This is a genomic window from Streptomyces spirodelae (assembly GCF_017676385.1).
GTDB lineage: Bacteria > Actinomycetota > Actinomycetes > Streptomycetales > Streptomycetaceae > Streptomyces > Streptomyces spirodelae.
This window is the reverse complement of record NZ_JAFFZN010000031.1, coordinates 1-15,580: the sequence shown is the minus strand read 5'-3', so window position 1 is coordinate 15,580 and position 15,580 is coordinate 1. Positions and strand designations below refer to the sequence as shown.

General features: G+C 71.3%; 15 protein-coding genes and 2 pseudogenes. 5 read left to right on the top strand and 12 right to left on the bottom strand.

Features of this window, described 5'->3' with window-relative positions; translation table 11 throughout:
• Nucleotides 1–26: 26 nt before the first annotated feature.
• The 4 genes and pseudogenes from JW592_RS32990 to JW592_RS27110 all read right to left on the bottom strand — a co-directional run.
• Nucleotides 27–743: pseudogene (locus JW592_RS32990) on the bottom strand (MetQ/NlpA family ABC transporter substrate-binding protein); the annotation flags it as partial.
• A gap of 159 nt (nucleotides 744–902) precedes the next feature.
• Nucleotides 903–1,556, bottom strand: a pseudogene (locus JW592_RS32985) (methionine ABC transporter permease); the annotation flags it as partial.
• Complete coding sequence (locus tag JW592_RS27115; protein ID WP_307805568.1) at nucleotides 1,553–2,668, bottom strand: methionine ABC transporter ATP-binding protein; 1,116 nt, start codon at nucleotides 2,666–2,668, stop codon at nucleotides 1,553–1,555. The pseudogene JW592_RS32985 and the gene JW592_RS27115, both read right to left, overlap by 4 nt.
• A 468-nt stretch (nucleotides 2,669–3,136) precedes the next feature.
• Nucleotides 3,137–3,790, bottom strand: coding sequence for an HAD-IA family hydrolase (locus tag JW592_RS27110; RefSeq protein ID WP_209267879.1), 654 nt, complete (start codon nucleotides 3,788–3,790; stop codon nucleotides 3,137–3,139).
• Nucleotides 3,791–3,860: 70 nt separating this feature from the next.
• On the opposite strand from JW592_RS27110, the gene JW592_RS27105 reads away from it, so the two are divergent.
• Both JW592_RS27105 and JW592_RS27100 read left to right on the top strand, forming a co-directional pair.
• Entirely contained in the window at nucleotides 3,861–4,232 is a 372-nt protein-coding gene (locus tag JW592_RS27105; protein WP_209267878.1) for a hypothetical protein, read from the top strand.
• The gene (locus tag JW592_RS27100; RefSeq protein ID WP_209267877.1) at nucleotides 4,225–4,653 is read left to right on the top strand and encodes a hypothetical protein; all 429 of its coding nucleotides are present in this window, start codon (nucleotides 4,225–4,227) and stop codon (nucleotides 4,651–4,653) included. Before JW592_RS27105 ends, JW592_RS27100 begins: the two co-directional genes overlap by 8 nt.
• A gap of 6 nt (nucleotides 4,654–4,659) precedes the next feature.
• Here JW592_RS27100 and JW592_RS27095 read toward each other — a convergent pair whose 3' ends face one another.
• The 3 genes from JW592_RS27095 to JW592_RS27085 all read right to left on the bottom strand — a co-directional run bounded on the left by JW592_RS27095 (nucleotide 4,660) and on the right by JW592_RS27085 (nucleotide 7,071).
• Nucleotides 4,660–5,154, bottom strand: a complete 495-nt coding sequence (locus JW592_RS27095; RefSeq protein WP_209267876.1) for a GNAT family N-acetyltransferase — start codon at nucleotides 5,152–5,154, stop codon at nucleotides 4,660–4,662.
• Nucleotides 5,145–5,816, bottom strand: a complete 672-nt coding sequence (locus JW592_RS27090) for an RNA polymerase sigma factor (protein ID WP_307805567.1) — start codon at nucleotides 5,814–5,816, stop codon at nucleotides 5,145–5,147. The genes JW592_RS27095 and JW592_RS27090 overlap by 10 nt, the downstream gene beginning before the upstream one ends.
• Before the next feature lie 82 nt (nucleotides 5,817–5,898).
• Nucleotides 5,899–7,071 (bottom strand): glycerophosphodiester phosphodiesterase, encoded by a 1,173-nt coding sequence (locus JW592_RS27085; protein WP_209267875.1) that lies wholly within the window; start codon nucleotides 7,069–7,071, stop codon nucleotides 5,899–5,901.
• Nucleotides 7,072–7,359: 288 nt separating this feature from the next.
• On the opposite strand from JW592_RS27085, the gene JW592_RS27080 reads away from it, so the two are divergent.
• Nucleotides 7,360–8,040, top strand: a complete 681-nt coding sequence (locus JW592_RS27080) for a lysophospholipid acyltransferase family protein (protein WP_209267874.1) — start codon at nucleotides 7,360–7,362, stop codon at nucleotides 8,038–8,040.
• An 88-nt stretch (nucleotides 8,041–8,128) separates the two neighbouring features.
• Here JW592_RS27080 and JW592_RS27075 read toward each other — a convergent pair whose 3' ends face one another.
• The 5 genes from JW592_RS27075 to JW592_RS27055 form a co-directional block, all read right to left on the bottom strand.
• Nucleotides 8,129–9,637, bottom strand: coding sequence for an MFS transporter (locus JW592_RS27075; protein WP_209267873.1), 1,509 nt, complete (start codon nucleotides 9,635–9,637; stop codon nucleotides 8,129–8,131).
• A complete protein-coding gene (locus JW592_RS27070) occupies nucleotides 9,634–10,185 on the bottom strand; it encodes a TetR/AcrR family transcriptional regulator (protein ID WP_209267872.1) in 552 nt (183 codons plus the stop codon). The genes JW592_RS27075 and JW592_RS27070 overlap by 4 nt, the downstream gene beginning before the upstream one ends.
• Nucleotides 10,186–10,362: 177 nt before the next feature.
• Complete coding sequence (locus JW592_RS27065) at nucleotides 10,363–11,334, bottom strand: aldo/keto reductase (RefSeq protein WP_209267871.1); 972 nt, start codon at nucleotides 11,332–11,334, stop codon at nucleotides 10,363–10,365.
• Between the two features lie 212 nt (nucleotides 11,335–11,546).
• A complete protein-coding gene (argH, locus tag JW592_RS27060; protein WP_209267870.1) occupies nucleotides 11,547–12,980 on the bottom strand; it encodes an argininosuccinate lyase in 1,434 nt (477 codons plus the stop codon).
• 128 nt (nucleotides 12,981–13,108) lie between these two features.
• The gene (locus JW592_RS27055; RefSeq protein WP_209267869.1) at nucleotides 13,109–13,555 is read right to left on the bottom strand and encodes a DUF488 domain-containing protein; all 447 of its coding nucleotides are present in this window, start codon (nucleotides 13,553–13,555) and stop codon (nucleotides 13,109–13,111) included.
• A 72-nt stretch (nucleotides 13,556–13,627) separates the two neighbouring features.
• Here JW592_RS27055 and JW592_RS27050 point away from each other — a divergent pair, with 72 nt between their 5' ends.
• Together JW592_RS27050 and JW592_RS27045 are read left to right on the top strand one after the other, a co-directional pair.
• Nucleotides 13,628–14,512, top strand: a complete 885-nt coding sequence (locus tag JW592_RS27050; protein ID WP_209267868.1) for an SCO6745 family protein — start codon at nucleotides 13,628–13,630, stop codon at nucleotides 14,510–14,512.
• Nucleotides 14,513–14,588: 76 nt separating this feature from the next.
• The coding region (locus JW592_RS27045; RefSeq protein ID WP_209267867.1) for a bile acid:sodium symporter family protein at nucleotides 14,589–15,580 on the top strand (992 nt) is incomplete at its 3' end.

Genomic DNA, 15,580 nt, shown 5'->3' with positions numbered 1-15,580 from the left:
TCAGTCCATGGGGTTCGCCGTGGTGTTCACGATCCCACATTCCCGAAGACCGGTTCGATGGCCCCCTGGTATTTGTCCTCGATGAACTTCTTGACCTGCTTGGAGTTGAGCAGCTTGGCCAGCTTCTTGATCCGCGGGTCGTCCTGGTTGCCGTCCTTGACCGCGAGGAAATTGGCGTACGGGTTGCCCTCGGCCTGCTCGGCGACCAGCGCGTCCTTGGCCGGGTTGAGGCCGGCGTCGACGGCGTAGTTGCCATTGATCACGGCGGCGTCCACGTCGTCCAGCGCGCGGGGCACCGCGGCGGCCTCCAGCTCCTTGAACTTCAGACCCTTGTCGTCGGCGATGTCGCCCAGGGTGGCCTCCTGGCCTGCGCCGGGCTTCAGCTCGATGAGGCCGTGCTCGGCGAGCAGGTGGAGGGAGCGGCCCTCGTTGGTGCTGTCGTTGGGGACGGCGAGGGTGTCTCCGGGCCCGATGCCTTTGACGCTCTTCTCCTTCCTGGAGTAGAGGCCCAGCGGCTCCAGCTCGACGTTGACCACCGGCCTGATGTGGGTGTGCTGCTTCTTGTTGAAGTCGTCGAGGTAGGGCTTGTGCTGGAAGAAGTTGGCGTCGACCTCGCCGCTCTCGGTGGCCGTGTTGGGCACCACGTAGTCGTTGAACTTGCGGATGTCGAGGTCGAGCCCCTCCTTGGCGGCCAGGTGCTTCTCGACGTACTCCAGGATCTCGGCGTGCGGGGTCGGCGAGGCGGCGACCTTGAGGGTCTGCTTGTCCTCGCCGCCCTGGTTGATCCCGTAGCCGATCAGCGCCAGCGGGACGACGACAGCTGCGGCCACCGCGACGGTGCGGCCGCGGCCCAGCCGGGCGAGCCGCCTGCCCGCTCCCCCGTCGCCGCCCGCACCGCCCCGGCGCGCGGCCAGCAGCCGTACGACGGCGTCACCGACGAGTTGCACGGCGGTGACGATGACGATGAGCGCGACGACCGTGGCGATCATGACGCTGGTCTCGAAGCGCTGATAGCCGTACTGCACGGCCACCGAGCCGAGGCCGCCACCGCCGACCGTGCCGGCCATCGCCGAGTAGCCGATCAGCACGATCACGGTCGTGGTCAGCCCTGCAACCAGGGACGGAAGCGCCTGCGGGAGCAGCGCCTTGAAGACGACGGTGGGGGTGCCGCCGCCCATCGCCTGCACGGCCTCGACCAGCCCCCGGTCGACCTCGCGAACGGCGGTCTCCACCAGCCGCGCGAAGAACGGGATCGCACCGATGGCCAGCGGCACGATGGCGGCCGTTGAGCCGACGGACTGGCCGACGACCAGGCGGGTGAAGGGAATCAGCGCGATCAGCAGGATGATGAACGGCAGCGACCTGCCGACGTTCACCACGGCGCCGACGACCTTGTTGACGGGTGCGTTCTGCAGCATTCCGCCCTTGTCGGTCAGCACGAGCAGCACGCCGAGCGGCAGGCCCCCGATGAGCGCGATCAGTGCCGACCAGCCGACCATGTAGAGGGTGTCCCAGAAGCCCTGAAAGAGCAGCGGCTGTATCTCCGACCAGGTCACTTGGCACCCTCCCCGACGAGGCCGGCGGTGCTGCCGACGGCGTCTGTGTTCCCGCCGTTCTGGCCGCCCTTGGCGTCCCTTGCGTCCTTGGCGTTCTGCGTGACGTCCGTGACAGCCGCGACATCGACGGTGAGGCCCTGCTCGCGCAGGAAGCCGATGGGCACCACGTTGTCCTCGAAGCCGCCGGGCAGCTCGATCCGCATCCGGCCGACCTGCCTGCCCGCGACGGTGTCCATGGCGGCGCCCAGGATGGAGATGTCCACCTCGTAGGTCCGGGCCAGCTTGGAGATCACCGGCTCGGTCGTCGTCTCCCCGTGGAAGGTGACGTCCACGACCGTACGGTCCGGTGCCGAAGGCACCCCGCCGACCGGGAAGAGCTCGCGGGCCAGCTCGGAGCCGGGCGTGGCCAGCAGCTCGGGAACGGTGCCGGACTCGGTGATCCGTCCGTTCTTCATCAGCGCCGCCGAGTCGCAGACGGCCTTGACGACATCCATCTCGTGCGTGATCAGCAGCACGGTGAGGCCGAGCTGTTCCTTGAGGTCGCGGAGGAGTTGGAGGACGGAGCGGGTGGTCTCCGGGTCGAGCGCCGAGGTCGCCTCGTCGGAGAGCAGCACCTTGGGGTCGCCCGCCAGCGCCCGGGTGATGCCGACGCGCTGCTTCTGGCCGCCGGACAGCTGCGCCGGGTGGGCCTTGGCCTGGTCGGCGAGGCCGACCAGGTCGAGCAGCTCGTGCGCCTTGCGGGTGCGCTCCTGCCCGGAGTGGCCCAGGATCTCCAGCGGCAGCTCGACGTTGCCGAGCACGGTGCGCGAGGACAGCAGGTTGAAGTGCTGGAAGACCATGCCGATCCGGCCGCGTGCCGCGCGCAGTTCCCTGCCCGCGCGCTTGCCGTTGCCGGCGAGGGCCGTGAGCTCCTGGCCGTCGACGGTGACGGTCCCCGAGGTGGGGCGTTCGAGGAGGTTGACGCAGCGGATCAGCGAGGATTTCCCGGCGCCGCTCTGGCCGACGACGCCGAAGACCTCGCCTTCCCTGACGTGGAGGTCGACGCCGTCCAGTGCGGTGACCTCGCGGTCCCGCGTGCGGTAGACCTTGGTGAGGTCCGTTGTCGTGATCACAGAAACATCCGTGGTGTCGGTGGGATGAGCGCTTACGGTGCCGTCGAGGCAGGCGCGCGGCGCGGTCCGCCGCGGTGCGGGCAGAGTGCGCCCACGGCTGCGGTGTTCGCGGTGCGCGTGGGAGCCCGCCACGGCTTCGGCCGGCAGCCCGGAAGGGCCCGGCGGGATGGCGGGGGCTCTGCCCGCGGTGCTCGGTGCGCGGGCTCGTGACTCGCTTCGGGGCGCGAGTCGCCTCGGTCAGCTCAGGCGGGGGCCCTCAGCAGGCACACATTCGCCGCGCGGTGCGCGACGGCCAGGCGCTCAGAGGCATACAACGAGCACCGGGCGTCAAGGTCGCCTCGGTCGCAAGTGTGCGGCAGCTCGTCGTGTTCATGGGGCAAAGTAAACCAGACGGTGAGGACGGCACGGAGACCGCTGTCCGCATTCCGGACGCTGAAATGGACAGGCGCCCGGTGCGCCGGGGCTCGCTCAGTCCTCTGCGACGAGCGCCACACCCGAGGCTGTGACCTGCGCTGTTACCGAGCCCAGATGGTCGACGACCACCTCGGCCGCCAGCTGGTCGCGGGGGTGCGTTGTGGCCAAGCCCACGGTGCGCATCCCCGCCCTGCTGCCCGCCTCCAGCCCTGCGGGCGCGTCCTCGAAGACCACGCACCTGGCCGGATCGGCGCCCAGCTTCTCGGCCGCCAGCAGATAGGGCTCCGGGTCGGGCTTGCCCCGGGTGATGTCGTCGGCGGCCACGACCAGTGGCGCCTCGATGCCCACGGCGCGCAGCCGGGCCTCGGCCAGTTCGCGGGTGGCCGAGGTCACCACGGCCCAGCTCCCCTCCGGCAGCGAGGCCAGCAGTTCGGCGGTACCGGGCAGCGGTACGACGCCGCCCCGCGGCACATCCTCGACCTCCAGCCGCTCGATCCGGGCCAGCGCCTCGGGGATCAGCTCGGCGGGCAGCAGATCACCGACGATCTCCGCGGCCGGCCGGCCATGCAGCTCGACGGCGGCGAAGTCCTCCGCGCTGATCCCGTACTCCCGCGCCCACTTCGTCCAGCACCTGAGCACCGAGTCCATGGACGAGAGCAGCGTGCCGTCGTTGTCGAACAGCAAGGTCAGAGGGGCTTCGAACTTCATGCCGGGCAGCGTACGCGGGCGCTCGGGGGCGCGCGTCGGCGGGTCGGAGCGCCCTTTTAGACTCCTTCACATGCTCACCCCGCTCACCGTCACGCTCGCCGTGGCCGCGCTCTTGCTGGCCGCGTGGTGCGGCTGGGCGGCCTATCGCGACCAGCCCACCAAGGACTGGCACTTCATCGGCATGGCCGTGGTGACCCTGCTCGCCCTGGCACAGCTGGTCGTCGGCATCGTGCAGACAGCCCGCGGGCAGACAGCGGCCGACGGTTCGGTGGTCTTCTTCTCGTACCTGGTCGGCGTCGTCGCCTGCGTACCCGTGGTGGGACTGGTCTCCCTCACGGAGCGCACCAAGTGGGGCTCGCTGACGGTGGTCGCGGGCGCCGTCGTCCTGGCGGTGCTCCAAGTGCGGCTCTACGATATCTGGGGAGGCGGCGCCGGTGGCTGAACCGACGACCCCGAAAACCGGGCCCGCGCCCCGGCGCGCGGGCATCAACACCGGCCCGGGCAAGCTCCTGGTCACGCTGTACGGCATCTTCACGGTGGGCGCAGCCTCGCGCTCGGCCGTCCAGCTGTCGACCCGCTTCCACGAGGCGCCGCTGGCCTACATCCTCTCGGCGATCGCCGCCGTGGTGTACGCGTTCATCACGCTCTCCCTCGTGCGCGGCGGTGAGGGCGCCCGGAAAGCCGCCCTCACCTGCTGCGCGCTGGAGCTGTTCGGCGTGCTGGCGGTGGGCACCTGGACCCTGGCGGAGCCCTCCGCCTTCCCGGACGCCACCGTCTGGTCCGACTACGGAATGGGCTACCTCTTCATCCCGGTCGCCCTGCCGCTGACGGGCCTGTGGTGGCTACGGGCCCGCCACGATTAGCTCCGCCTACGCGCTGGTGGCGTACTCGGTCGCGTCCTTGGCGAGAGCCACCAGCGTCACCCGGCGGTCGCGCTCGGTTCCCACCGGGGTGTAGCCCAGGCGGCGGTACAGCCGCAGATTGCCCTCACTGCGGCTGCCGGTCACCAGGTGGTAGCGCTTGGGCGCGAACTCCTCGGCGAGTCCCGACTCGACGGCGGCGAGCAGCCGCCCGCCGAGGCCGTGGCCCTGGAGGCGGGGGTGCACACACAGCCGGCCGATCCGCGCCGTTCCCTCGGCGTCGACCTTGCCGCGCACGGTGCCGACGACCTCCTCGCCCAGCCGGGCCACCATCACGCAGCCACCGGCCAGTTCGTCCCGGAGTTCGTCCAGCGTCTGGACGAGCGGCTCGATGCGGTAGTCGCCGTACAGCTCCGCCTCGCTCTGGAAGCAGAGGTACTGCAGCTTCAGTATCTGTTCGGCGTCGCGCTCGTCCGCCGCAGAGATGGTCACGCTCATGCCCATGTGCGCATGCCTCCCCAAGTTGTGTGCGCACGGGCACGGGAGAGTGAGGGTGCCGTGTCCGTGCAGTCTGCCCTGGTGACGCCGGTTGCCTCTCGCACCCTTCCCTGAGTTCCGGGTGGTGGAACCTTTGCCGCGAGCATTCTGCGCAGGCATTCCAGACAGCGGGAACGCAGCGGGCCCAGCGCGCCCTGTGAGATTCCCAACTCATGGGCGATTTGGGGGTATGTGGGATCTTTTCGGGAGAGCAGTGCCCGCAGCACGGCGGGGCAGCGCCCGGGCAGTCCGCCGAGGGCGGCCGCCAGTTCGCGGTGCCGCTCGGCGGCCAGCAGCGGCGCCTCGGTGTCGCTGGCCGGATCGCCGGTGCCGTCAGTTGCGGTGATCCGCCGCTGCCGGGGCGGGCGGGGCGCGGGCTCGTCCCCCCGCGGCACCTCGCGCACCCAGGCACCCGCCGCCGCCCGCGCCTCGGCCCGTACAGCGGCGGCCAGCCAGCCGGCCGGCTCCGCGGGTGGTCCGGCCTCCCGCAGTCGCTCCAGCCAGCGCAGCCAGACGCCCTGCCGCAGATCGTCGGCGTCAGCGCCGGGCCGCGCCGCGGCTTCCGCGGCGCACTCGGCGTCCAGCAGCGCCGCCAGGCCCGGCTCCATCAGTGAGGAGGGTGGGGTCATACGACGCTGCACGCGCGCCGCCCGCCCCCGGTTGCGGGACGGGCGGCGTCTCACTCGTGCGGGTGGAACGGACCCCGTCAGCTCAGTGGTCGCCGCGGAAGTCCGCAGCGGCCAGCAGCGCGGTGTCGCAGTTGTCCGAGAAGATGCCGTCGATGCCCGTCTCAAACCAGCGCTTGAAGGCGCCGAACGCATCGCCGTAAGCGTTCGGGTCGTCGCCCACGCGGAAGTCGGCGGGCAGGAAGGTGTTCTCGTTGCGCATGGTGTACGGGTGCAGCACCAGCTTCCGCGCGTGCGCGTCCCGCACGAGGGTGGTCTCCTCGCCGAGGGAGCCGTCCTCCTTACGGGGGATGATCAGGTCGAGGGTGGGGCCGATGCCCTGCGCGAAGCCCGCTATCCACTTCAGGCCCTCGGGCTGGACCAGGTCGGCGACGGTGCGCGGGTCGCCCGCCTCCACGAAGTCCCAGGGGCGCGAGGTGGGGCCCGACAGCAGGACGACCCGGGGGCAGTCCACCAGCTCGCTCAGCTTCTGGATACTGCTGGGCTCGAAGGACTGCAGGAAGTTGGGCGAGTGCGCCTTGTGCCGGCCGTACCGGCGCAACAGCTTGGCCAGCGGCTTCTCCAGACCGAGGCCCAGCTTGCGGAAGTAGGTGGGGTGCTTCGTCTCGACGTGGAGCCACACCGGGCGCCCGCGCCGCCTGCCCTCCTTCTCGGCCCACCGGAGGACCTCTTCGAAGCTGGGCACCTCCCAGCGGCCGTTGTAGAGGGTGTTGTGCTGACGCTGCTGCGGGATGCGCTCCTTGGCGCGCAGCGTCTTGAGCTCCTTGAGGGTGAAGTCCTCGGTGAACCAGCCGGTGATCTTCCTGCCGTCCACCGTCTTGGTGGTCTTGCGGGAGGCGAACTGAGGGTGGTCGGCGACATCGGTGGTGGCGGTGATGTCGTTCTCGTGCCGGCACACCAGGTGACCGTCCTTGGTGGGCACCAGGTCCTGCTCGATGACGTCGGCGCCCATGTCGAGAGCGAGCTGATAGGAGCCGAAGGTGTGCTCGGGGCGGTAGCCACTGGTGCCGCGGTGCGCGATGACGGCCGGGGTGGGCAGACCGCGGTGGCCTCTCCCGCGCCCGTCGGTACGGGTCCGCGAGCGGTCCGCGGCCTGCGCGGTACCGCCGCCGAGCGCGACCGCGCCCGTGCCCGCCGCGCCCAGCACCGCCGCCGCCCCGAGCACGGTTCTGCGGCCCGGCTGCTGCTCCTGTCCCATGCGCTCTCCCCTTCTCCCGGTGGCACCGATGTCCGGCCCTGCCACGCGTCGGGGTGATCGTAGGACCGCCCCGGCGGCGCCGGGGAGACGTGCGTGCGAACACGGTGGAAACACAAGCGATTCGGGAACCGAGGACCGCGGCAATACGGAGGTAAACCGCGTCAATTCCCCGTAACGGTGCAAGCGACCCGGTGTACCGGGTACCCGAAGCGGCGAGTATCGTCCTCATCTGCGCGTCCGTGCGCATCGACCAAGCGCACGGCCATATCGACTTGGGCGGAGGGTCCGTTGTCCCGTTTCCGGCTGATCAAGGCAGTGCTCGGCCCGCTTCTTCGCGTGCTGTTCCGGCCGAAGGTCGAAGGGGCCGACCGTATCCCTGGCTCGGGTCCGGTGATCCTGGCCGGCAACCACCTCACCTTCATCGACTCGATGGTGCTGCCGCTGGTCACCACCCGGCAGGTCTTCTTCATCGGCAAGGACGAGTACGTCACGGGCAAGAGCCTCAAGGGCCGGCTGATGGCGTGGTTCTTCACCGGGGTCGGCATGATCCCCGTCGACCGGGACGGCGGACGCGGGGGCGTCGCCGCGCTGATGACCGGCCGCCGCGTGCTGGAAGACGGCAACGTCTTCGCCATCTACCCCGAGGGCACCCGCTCCCCCGACGGCCGGCTCTACCGCGGCCGTACGGGCATCGCCCGCCTGGCGCTGATGACGGGCGCACCCGTGGTGCCGTTCGCCATGATCGGCACGGACGAGGTGCAGCCGGGCGGCAAGGGCCTGCCGAGGATCGGCCGGGGCCGCCGGATCACGGTCCGCTTCGGCGAGCCGCTGGACTTCTCGCGGTACGAGGGCATGGACCGCGACCGCTATGTGCTCCGCGCGGTGACCGACGAGGTCATGAGCGACGTGATGCGGCTGTCCGGCCAGGAGTACGTCGACGTCTACGCGACGAAGGCGAAGGCGGCCTGACGCCCAAGTTTCGGTTGCCGCCGCCGCGCATTCCGCCGGACACTCGCCGTTGTCCTTCCCGCCGTTGCGGCGGGAAGGAGCCAGGCCCCTACAGCCGCTGGTCGCGCAGCAGGCGCCAGGCCAGTACCGCGGCGGCCAGCAGGACGACGGCACCCGCGGTGGCGCCGTACCGCAGGCCCTCCGTGAAGCTGTCACGGGCGGCCGTCAGCAGCGCCTCACTCTGCGCGGGCGGCAGCGCGTCGGCCGTCCGTACGGCCTCACCCAGCGACTGCCGGGCGTGTTCGGCGGCGCCCTCCGGGACGCCCGAGGGGGTCGCGAAGGAGCGGTAGACGCCCGTCACCACTGAACCCAGCAGGGCGATGCCCAGCGCCGCGCCCAGTTCGTAGGCGGTCTCCGAGACCGCGGAGGCGGCGCCGGCCTGCTCCTTGGGCACCGTGGAGAGGATCACGTCGGCGGTCACCGTGAACGCCAGCCCCGCGCCGACGCCGACGACCAGCAGCACGCTGCCCAGCAGCAGGTAGCTCGTGGTCGCCTGGAGCCACAGGCAGGCGCCCAGGGCCAGCCCCACGGCCGTCAGCCCGCCGGAGACGGCGCCCCTGACCGAGGTGCGGCGCGCGGCCCACCCCGCGAACAGTCCGGCGACCACCGAGCCGACCGCGGCGGGCAGTTCGGCCAGACCGGCCTCCAGGGGGGTGCGGTCCTGCACCATCTGGAGGAACTGGGAGAGGAAGAAGACCAGTCCCGACAGGCCGAAGATGGTGAGCAGGTCGGCGAGGACGGCACCGCTGAAGCCGCGGTGGGCGAACAGCCGCATGTCCAGCAGCGGGGCGGGCAACCGCAGTTGGCGCCGTACGAACGCGTACAGCGCCGCCAGCCCGAGGACAGCAGCCGAGGCGGCGTCCCAGCGCAAGCCGTAGGCCGCGCTCTCCTTGACCGCGTAGACGAGTGCGACCAGACCCACCATCGACAGTCCGACGCTCGGCAGGTCCCACGGTCCGGGCGCCGGGTTCCTGGACTCCGGCAGCAGCTTGCTGCCGACCAGCACCAGTACGGCCATCACCGGCAGGTTGATCAGGAAGACGGAGCCCCACCAGTAGTGCTCCAGCAGGAACCCGCCGACGACGGGACCGACAGCCGTGCCGGCTGCCGTCATGGCGCCCCAGATGCCGACGGCCAGGCTGCGCTCGCGCGGGTCGGGGAAGATGTTGCGGATCAGCGCGAGGGTGGCGGGCATCAAGGTGGCGCCCGCCACGCCCATCAGGGCGCGCCACAGGATCATCGCCTCGGGGCTGTGCGCGTAGGCGGTCAGCACCGACAGCCCTCCGAACGCCACCGAACCGGCCAGCAGCAGCTTCTTGCGGCCGATCCGGTCGCCGAGGCTGCCCATGGAGACCAGGAGTCCGGCGATGACGAACGAGTAGACGTCACCGATCCACAGCAGCTGAGTGCTGGAGGGCCGCAGATCCTCGCTGAGGAAGGGCGCCGCCAGACCGAGCACGGTGACGTCGATGCCGACCAGCAGCACGGCCAGCACCAGCACCGAGAGGGCGACCCAGCGCAGCCGCGAGGGGGCGGGGGCGACGGTCTCGGTGCTCATTTCTCCCCGCTTCGCCGTGCGCCGCCGAGCAGCAGCTCGGCCGTCATCCGCACCGAGTCGCGGGCCGCGACCCTGCCGTCCTGGACGGCCCAGGCCGACGCGGTGATCAGCGCGTAGAGCGCTTCGGTGAGCCAGGCCGGGGACAGGTCGATCCGGAAGGTGCCCTCCTGCTGTCCCCGCTGGAAGAGGGCGCTGATGCGCCCGTCGATCCGGGTCCAGCCCTCATGTTGCTCTCCGGGTTCGAACAGCTGGTTCTCGGTGACCAGGAAGCCGAGGAAGCCGGCGAGCGGTTCGGTCGCGGCGATGACGCGCCGTACGGCGTCGGCTGCCTCGCCCTCCTCCATCCGCGCGGCGTCCAGGGCCGCGTCCAGGCGGCGCAGGCCGAGCTGTTCGAGCGCCCGGACGAGCGCGTCCCGGCCGGCGAAGTACCTGTGCAGTGTCGCCCGGCTGATGCCCGCCGCCTTGGCGATGTCGTCCATCGAGGACGTCGGCCGCCGCGTCAGGACGTCGGCGGCGGTGCTCAGCAGCTTCTCCCGATCCAGACTCATAAAACAATCATACTTCAAGTGAGACATGGGTGTCTTATGGGAGACACGGGAGACTCCGAGGCGGCGGACTGCACAGCAGCGCCCCACCACACAGACTTACGGGGCACGGACAGGATCGGGGCTACTGCGCTCGGGCAGACCCAGGTGGGCGTCCGCAGCTTCGACGGCTGAGGGCCTTCACTGCCACGGCAGCTCCGAGCGGCGTCGCCAGTACACCTCCGGCTCCTCCACCAGCTCGGCCAACAGGGCCAGTTGGGCCTCGTCCAGTTCGACCGCTGTGGCCAGCAGATTGGCGTGCAGCGCGGCGACAGTGGCCGCGCCCGAGAGGACGACGCCCGCCCACGGCTGCCGCAGCACAGCGGCCAGCGCGACGGCATCCGGCGTGGTGCCCGCCGCCTCCGCCACCAGATGCAGATCGCGGGGCTCCTGACCGCCCGCCAGCCGACCGTTGGCCATCGCCTCCTTGACGATCACCGTCAGTCCCGCCTCGTGCGCCTCGGCCAGCGCCTCCCCCGCCGAGGTCTCCAACAGGTTGTAGGTGCTCTGCACGGTACGGAAGAGCGGCTCGCCGTCCACGGTGACCGCCAGCGCGGCGCGGATGGCGTCGGCCTGTGCGGGGCCGCTGGTGCTGAAGCCGACGGTGACACCCGCGGCCGCCAGCCGGGCCAGCCGCTCGTGCAGCGCCGTGTCGGTCAGCGCGGGGCTGTCCGGGGTGAGGGAGTGGATCTGGTACAGGTCCAGCCGGTCGCCGAGCAGTTCGCGGCTCTCGGCCGACTGCCGTTCGAACGCCTCGAGGGAGTGGTCCTTGACCTCGTGCACCTCGGCTTCCGTACGCCACTCCCCCACGTAGGTGTAGCCCCACTTGCTGCCGACGACCACGTCGTCGGCCTCCGGGTGCTCGCTCAGCCAGGCCGCCAGGAACTCCTCGGCCCGCCCGTAGGACCGCGCCACGTCGAAGTAGCGCACGCCCTGCGCGTAGGCGGCGTCGAGCAGTTCGTGCGTACGGGCGCGCATCGCCTCCGGTGTGCGGTTGCCGGGAAGCTCCGCCTCCCGGCCGAGCGTGATGTACGCCGGGCGGCCGACGGCGGCCAGGCCGAGGCCGAGGTGGGCCGTCGGTGTCGTGGCGGAAGCGAGACGGGTGAAGGGCATCGGCATCTCCCGGCGCGGCGGTGGGGCGGCTGCTTGCCGCCCCACCGTACTGGGCGGATGGCTATTGGCCCCGCACCCCGGCCCGGGCTCCCTCCCCATGTCCGGCGAGGGGGTGCCCTTGCTCACCGCTGCAGTCTGCGGGTTGTTTGTGGCTGGTCGCGCGCGGCGGAGCCGCATATCAGCACAGCCCCGCGCCCCTGGCGGGGCGCGGCTCAACGTTTGGCGTCGGCCCACTCGCGCTGGAGGTCCAGGTCGGTGCGGAAGTCGGCGAGCTGGGCCGCCACCGCGGAGGGCGCTGTTCCGCCCTTGCCGTCCCGGGCGGCCAACGCGCCCGGGACGTTCAGCACCTCGCGCACCTCGGGGGTGAGATGCGGGGAGATCGCGGCGAACTGCTCGTCGGTGAGCTGGTCCAGCTCGATGCCCGTACGCTCGCACTCCTTCACGCACGCCCCGGCCACCTCGTGCGCCACCCGGAACGGGACGCCGCGCTTGACCAGCCACTCGGCCACATCGGTGGCCAGCGAGAACCCGGCGGGTGCCAGCTCGGCCATCCGGTCGCCGTGCACGGTCAGCGTCGCCATCATGCCCGTGAAGGCGGGCAGCAGCAGCTCCAGTTGGTCGATGGAGTCGAAGACCGGCTCCTTGTCCTCCTGGAGGTCCCGGTTGTAAGCGAGCGGCAGCGCCTTGAGCGTCGACATCAGCCCGGTCAGATTGCCGATCAGCCGGCCGGACTTGCCGCGCGCCAGCTCCGCGATGTCCGGGTTCTTCTTCTGCGGCATGATCGAGGAGCCGGTCGAGAAGGCGTCGTGCAGGGTCACGAAGGAGAACTCCTTCGTGTTCCAGATGATGATCTCCTCGGCGATCTTGGAGACATCCACGCCGATCATCGCGGTGACGAAGGCGAACTCCGCCACGAAGTCGCGCGATGCCGTTCCGTCGATGGAGTTCGCTGCGCTGCCGCCCTCGAAGCCGAGGTCGGCGGCGACAGCCTCCGGGTCGAGGCCGAGCGAGGAGCCGGCCAGCGCGCCCGAGCCGTACGGGGAGACCGCGGTGCGCGCGTCCCACTGGCGCAGCCGCTCCGCGTCCCGGGCGAGCGCCTGGGCGTGCGCCAGCACATGGTGCGCGAACAGCACCGGCTGTGCGTGCTGGAGGTGGGTGCGGCCCGGCATGGCCACGTGGGGGTGGGCCTCGGCGAGCCCGACGAGCGCCCCCTGGAGGTCGGCGAGCAGACCGCCGATGACGCGGGCGTGGTCCCGCAGATACATCCGGAAGAGCGTGGCCACCTGGTCGTTCCTGGACCTGCCCGCGCGCAGCTTGCCGCCGAGGTCCTTGCCGAGCCGCTCCAGCAGGCCCCGCTCCAGCGCGGTGTGCACATCCTCGTCGGCGATCGTGCCCTGGAAGTCCCCGGAGGCCACGTCCCGCTCCAGCGCGTCGAGCCCGGCGATCATCTGCCGCAGCTCGTCCTCGGTGAGCAGTCCCGCCTTGTGCAGGACCCGGGCGTGTGCCCGCGAGCCCGCGATGTCGTACGGCGCCAGGCGCCAGTCGAAGTGGACCGATGCGGACAGTTTCTCCAGGGCTTCCGCCGGTCCGTCCGCGAAACGTCCACCCCAGAGGCGGACATCACCCTTGTCTTCGCTGCTGCTCACTTGTTCGCGCCTGTTCGTGTGAGGTGGTGGAGGTGCCACGGCTTGCTCTGCTGGTGCGCACACCGACTGGCATAAGTATGCGGACTTCTGCATGATTGTGTCAACGCGCGCCTCGCACCCTCGTCGCCCTACCGGGTGCGATCCTCCAGTTCGTCGGCCAGCACCCGGGTGTGGCCGATCGACGGGTCCTTGACAGCGGTCAGCAGGGTGAGCACCCCGGCCCCGGAGGCGGCCTCCAGCAGCTCATCCGTCGCCCGCTCCCCCTCGTCGGTGGCCAGCTCGGCGCGGTAGCGCTCGGCGAACTCCTCGAAGCGGTCCGGATCGTGCCCGTACCACTTGCGCAGCTCCGTACTGGGGGCGACCTCCTTGTGCCAGGCGTCCAGCGCGGCCCCCTCCTTGGACAGACCGCGCGGCCAGACCCGGTCGACGAGGACGCGCGCCCCGTCCGAGCCGGGATCGGGCTCCTCGTAGACACGGCGCACCTGGATCCGCAGTTTCCCCCGCCCCCTGCCGTCCTTCCCGCCGGCCCTCTTGTGGCCCTTGCCGTCCTTCTCGACATCCTTCTTGGCAGCCATGACGCCAGCGTGCGGCCAACTGCCGCCCACTCGCATGTTGACGGCGTTCACATTGGTGGATAGCTTACCGCCATGGCCGACTTCCCGAGTCTCGCGCGACAGACGTGGCACCAGCTCGAACCCGTCTACGCATCCGTCTATTTCGCCCCCGAGGTCCGCGCACAGACCGCCGACCTCGGCTACGACACAACCGAGCGCTGGCCCGCCTACTTCGCGCTGCGCGCGGCCCCGCTCGGAGCGGCGACGGCCCAGTTGGTGACCGCGACCTTCTACAGCTTCAGCCCACGCACCGTCGCGGCCCATGTGCCCGGCATCTGGCGGACCGCCTCGCCCGAGGCGGTACTGGAGGCGCGCACCCGGGGCGTGGACGCGACCCTGCGCGCGATGCTCGGTGACCGGATCGACGACCCCGGCCTCGCCGAGGCCGCCGAGCTGGCCCGTACCGCCGCCGAGAGCGCGGATCTGGCAGGGCGCCCGCTGGCCGCCGCCAACGCCGCGCTGGGCCGGCCGGGTGAGCCGCACATGGTGCTCTGGCACGCGGCCAACGTCCTGCGCGAGCACCGCGGCGACGGCCATCTGGCCGCGCTGCAGGCCGCCGGACTCGACGGCTGCGAGGCACTGGTCTCCTTCGCGGGCATCGGTGCCGCGCCGGTGGCGAACTTCGCCTCAAGGGGCTGGAGCGAACAGGAGTGGGCGGCGGCCCGCACCCGGCTGCGGGAGCGCGGTCTGCTCGACGCCGACGGCACGGCGACCGAACGCGGACGCGAGGTGCGCGACGAGGTGGAGCGGATGACGGACGAGCTGGCCGCCGCACCGTACCGGGCTCTCGGCGAGGACGGCTGCGCCCGGCTGGCGGAGCTGAACCGCCCGGCGTTCACGGCCGTCATCAACTCCGGGCTGCTGCCCGCCCAGTCCACGCTGGGCATCCTCACCGTCCAGGCACCCGGGCCACGGTAGGGGCCGGGGCCGCCCCGGCGGGTCACATCGCGAGACAGCCTTGCCAACCGGCCGCGCCGGGGCGTTTTCTCTCCGGGTGCGAACCGAACACCAGAACACCTCGCCGGGCTCCCCGGACCCCTCCGACTCCCCGGAGGCCGCAGCCGAGCAGCGCGGGGCGCGCCGCGCGGTCACCCTCTTCCCGCTCCTGGTCGTCCTCGCGGGCGCCCTCGGCCTCGTGAGCCCGGGGAGCTTCACCGGCGGGGGCGAAGCGGTGCCGTATCTGCTCGGCGTCGTGATGTTCTGCATGGGCCTGACCATGACGCTGCCGGACTTCCGGGGCATCGTGCGCAGGCCCTGGGCGGTCGCGCTCGGACTCGCAGCGCAGTACATCGTGATGCCGGGGCTCGGCTGGCTGGTCGCCCAGACGCTGGGTCTCTCCCCGCAGCTCGCGGCCGGGGTGATCCTCGTCGGCTGCTCACCGGGCGGCACGGCGTCGAACGTCGTCACCTACCTGGCCCGGGGCGATGTGGCCCTCTCCGTCTCCGTCACCTCGGTCTCCACGCTCGTCGCGCCGCTGCTGACCCCGCCGCTCACCCTGTTCCTCGCGGGCGAGTTCCTGCCGGTGGACACCGGCTCGATGTTCGGCGACATCCTCAAGACCGTACTGCTGCCGGTCCTGGGCGGGTTGGTGGTACGGCTGCTGGCCGGGCGCCACGTGCAGCGGGCGCTGCCCGTCCTCCCCTGGCTCTCGGCGGTCACCATCGCGGCGATCGTCACCATCGTGGTGGCCGCCAGCGCGGACACGATCAAGTCGGCAGCGGCGCTGGTCTTCCTGGCCGTCGTCCTGCACAACGGCCTGGGCCTGACGATCGGTTACGCCGTGGGGCGGCTGTCCCGGCTCGGTGAACCGGCGGGCCGCGCCATGGCCTTCGAGGTCGGTATGCAGAACTCGGGGCTGGCCGCCTCCCTGGCCGCGGCGCACTTCAGCCCGCTCGCGGCGCTGCCGGCCGCCGTCTTCTCGGTGTGGCACAACGTCTCGGGGTCGCTGGCCGCAGCGTGGTTCGCCCGCCGCGACGGCAAGGCGAA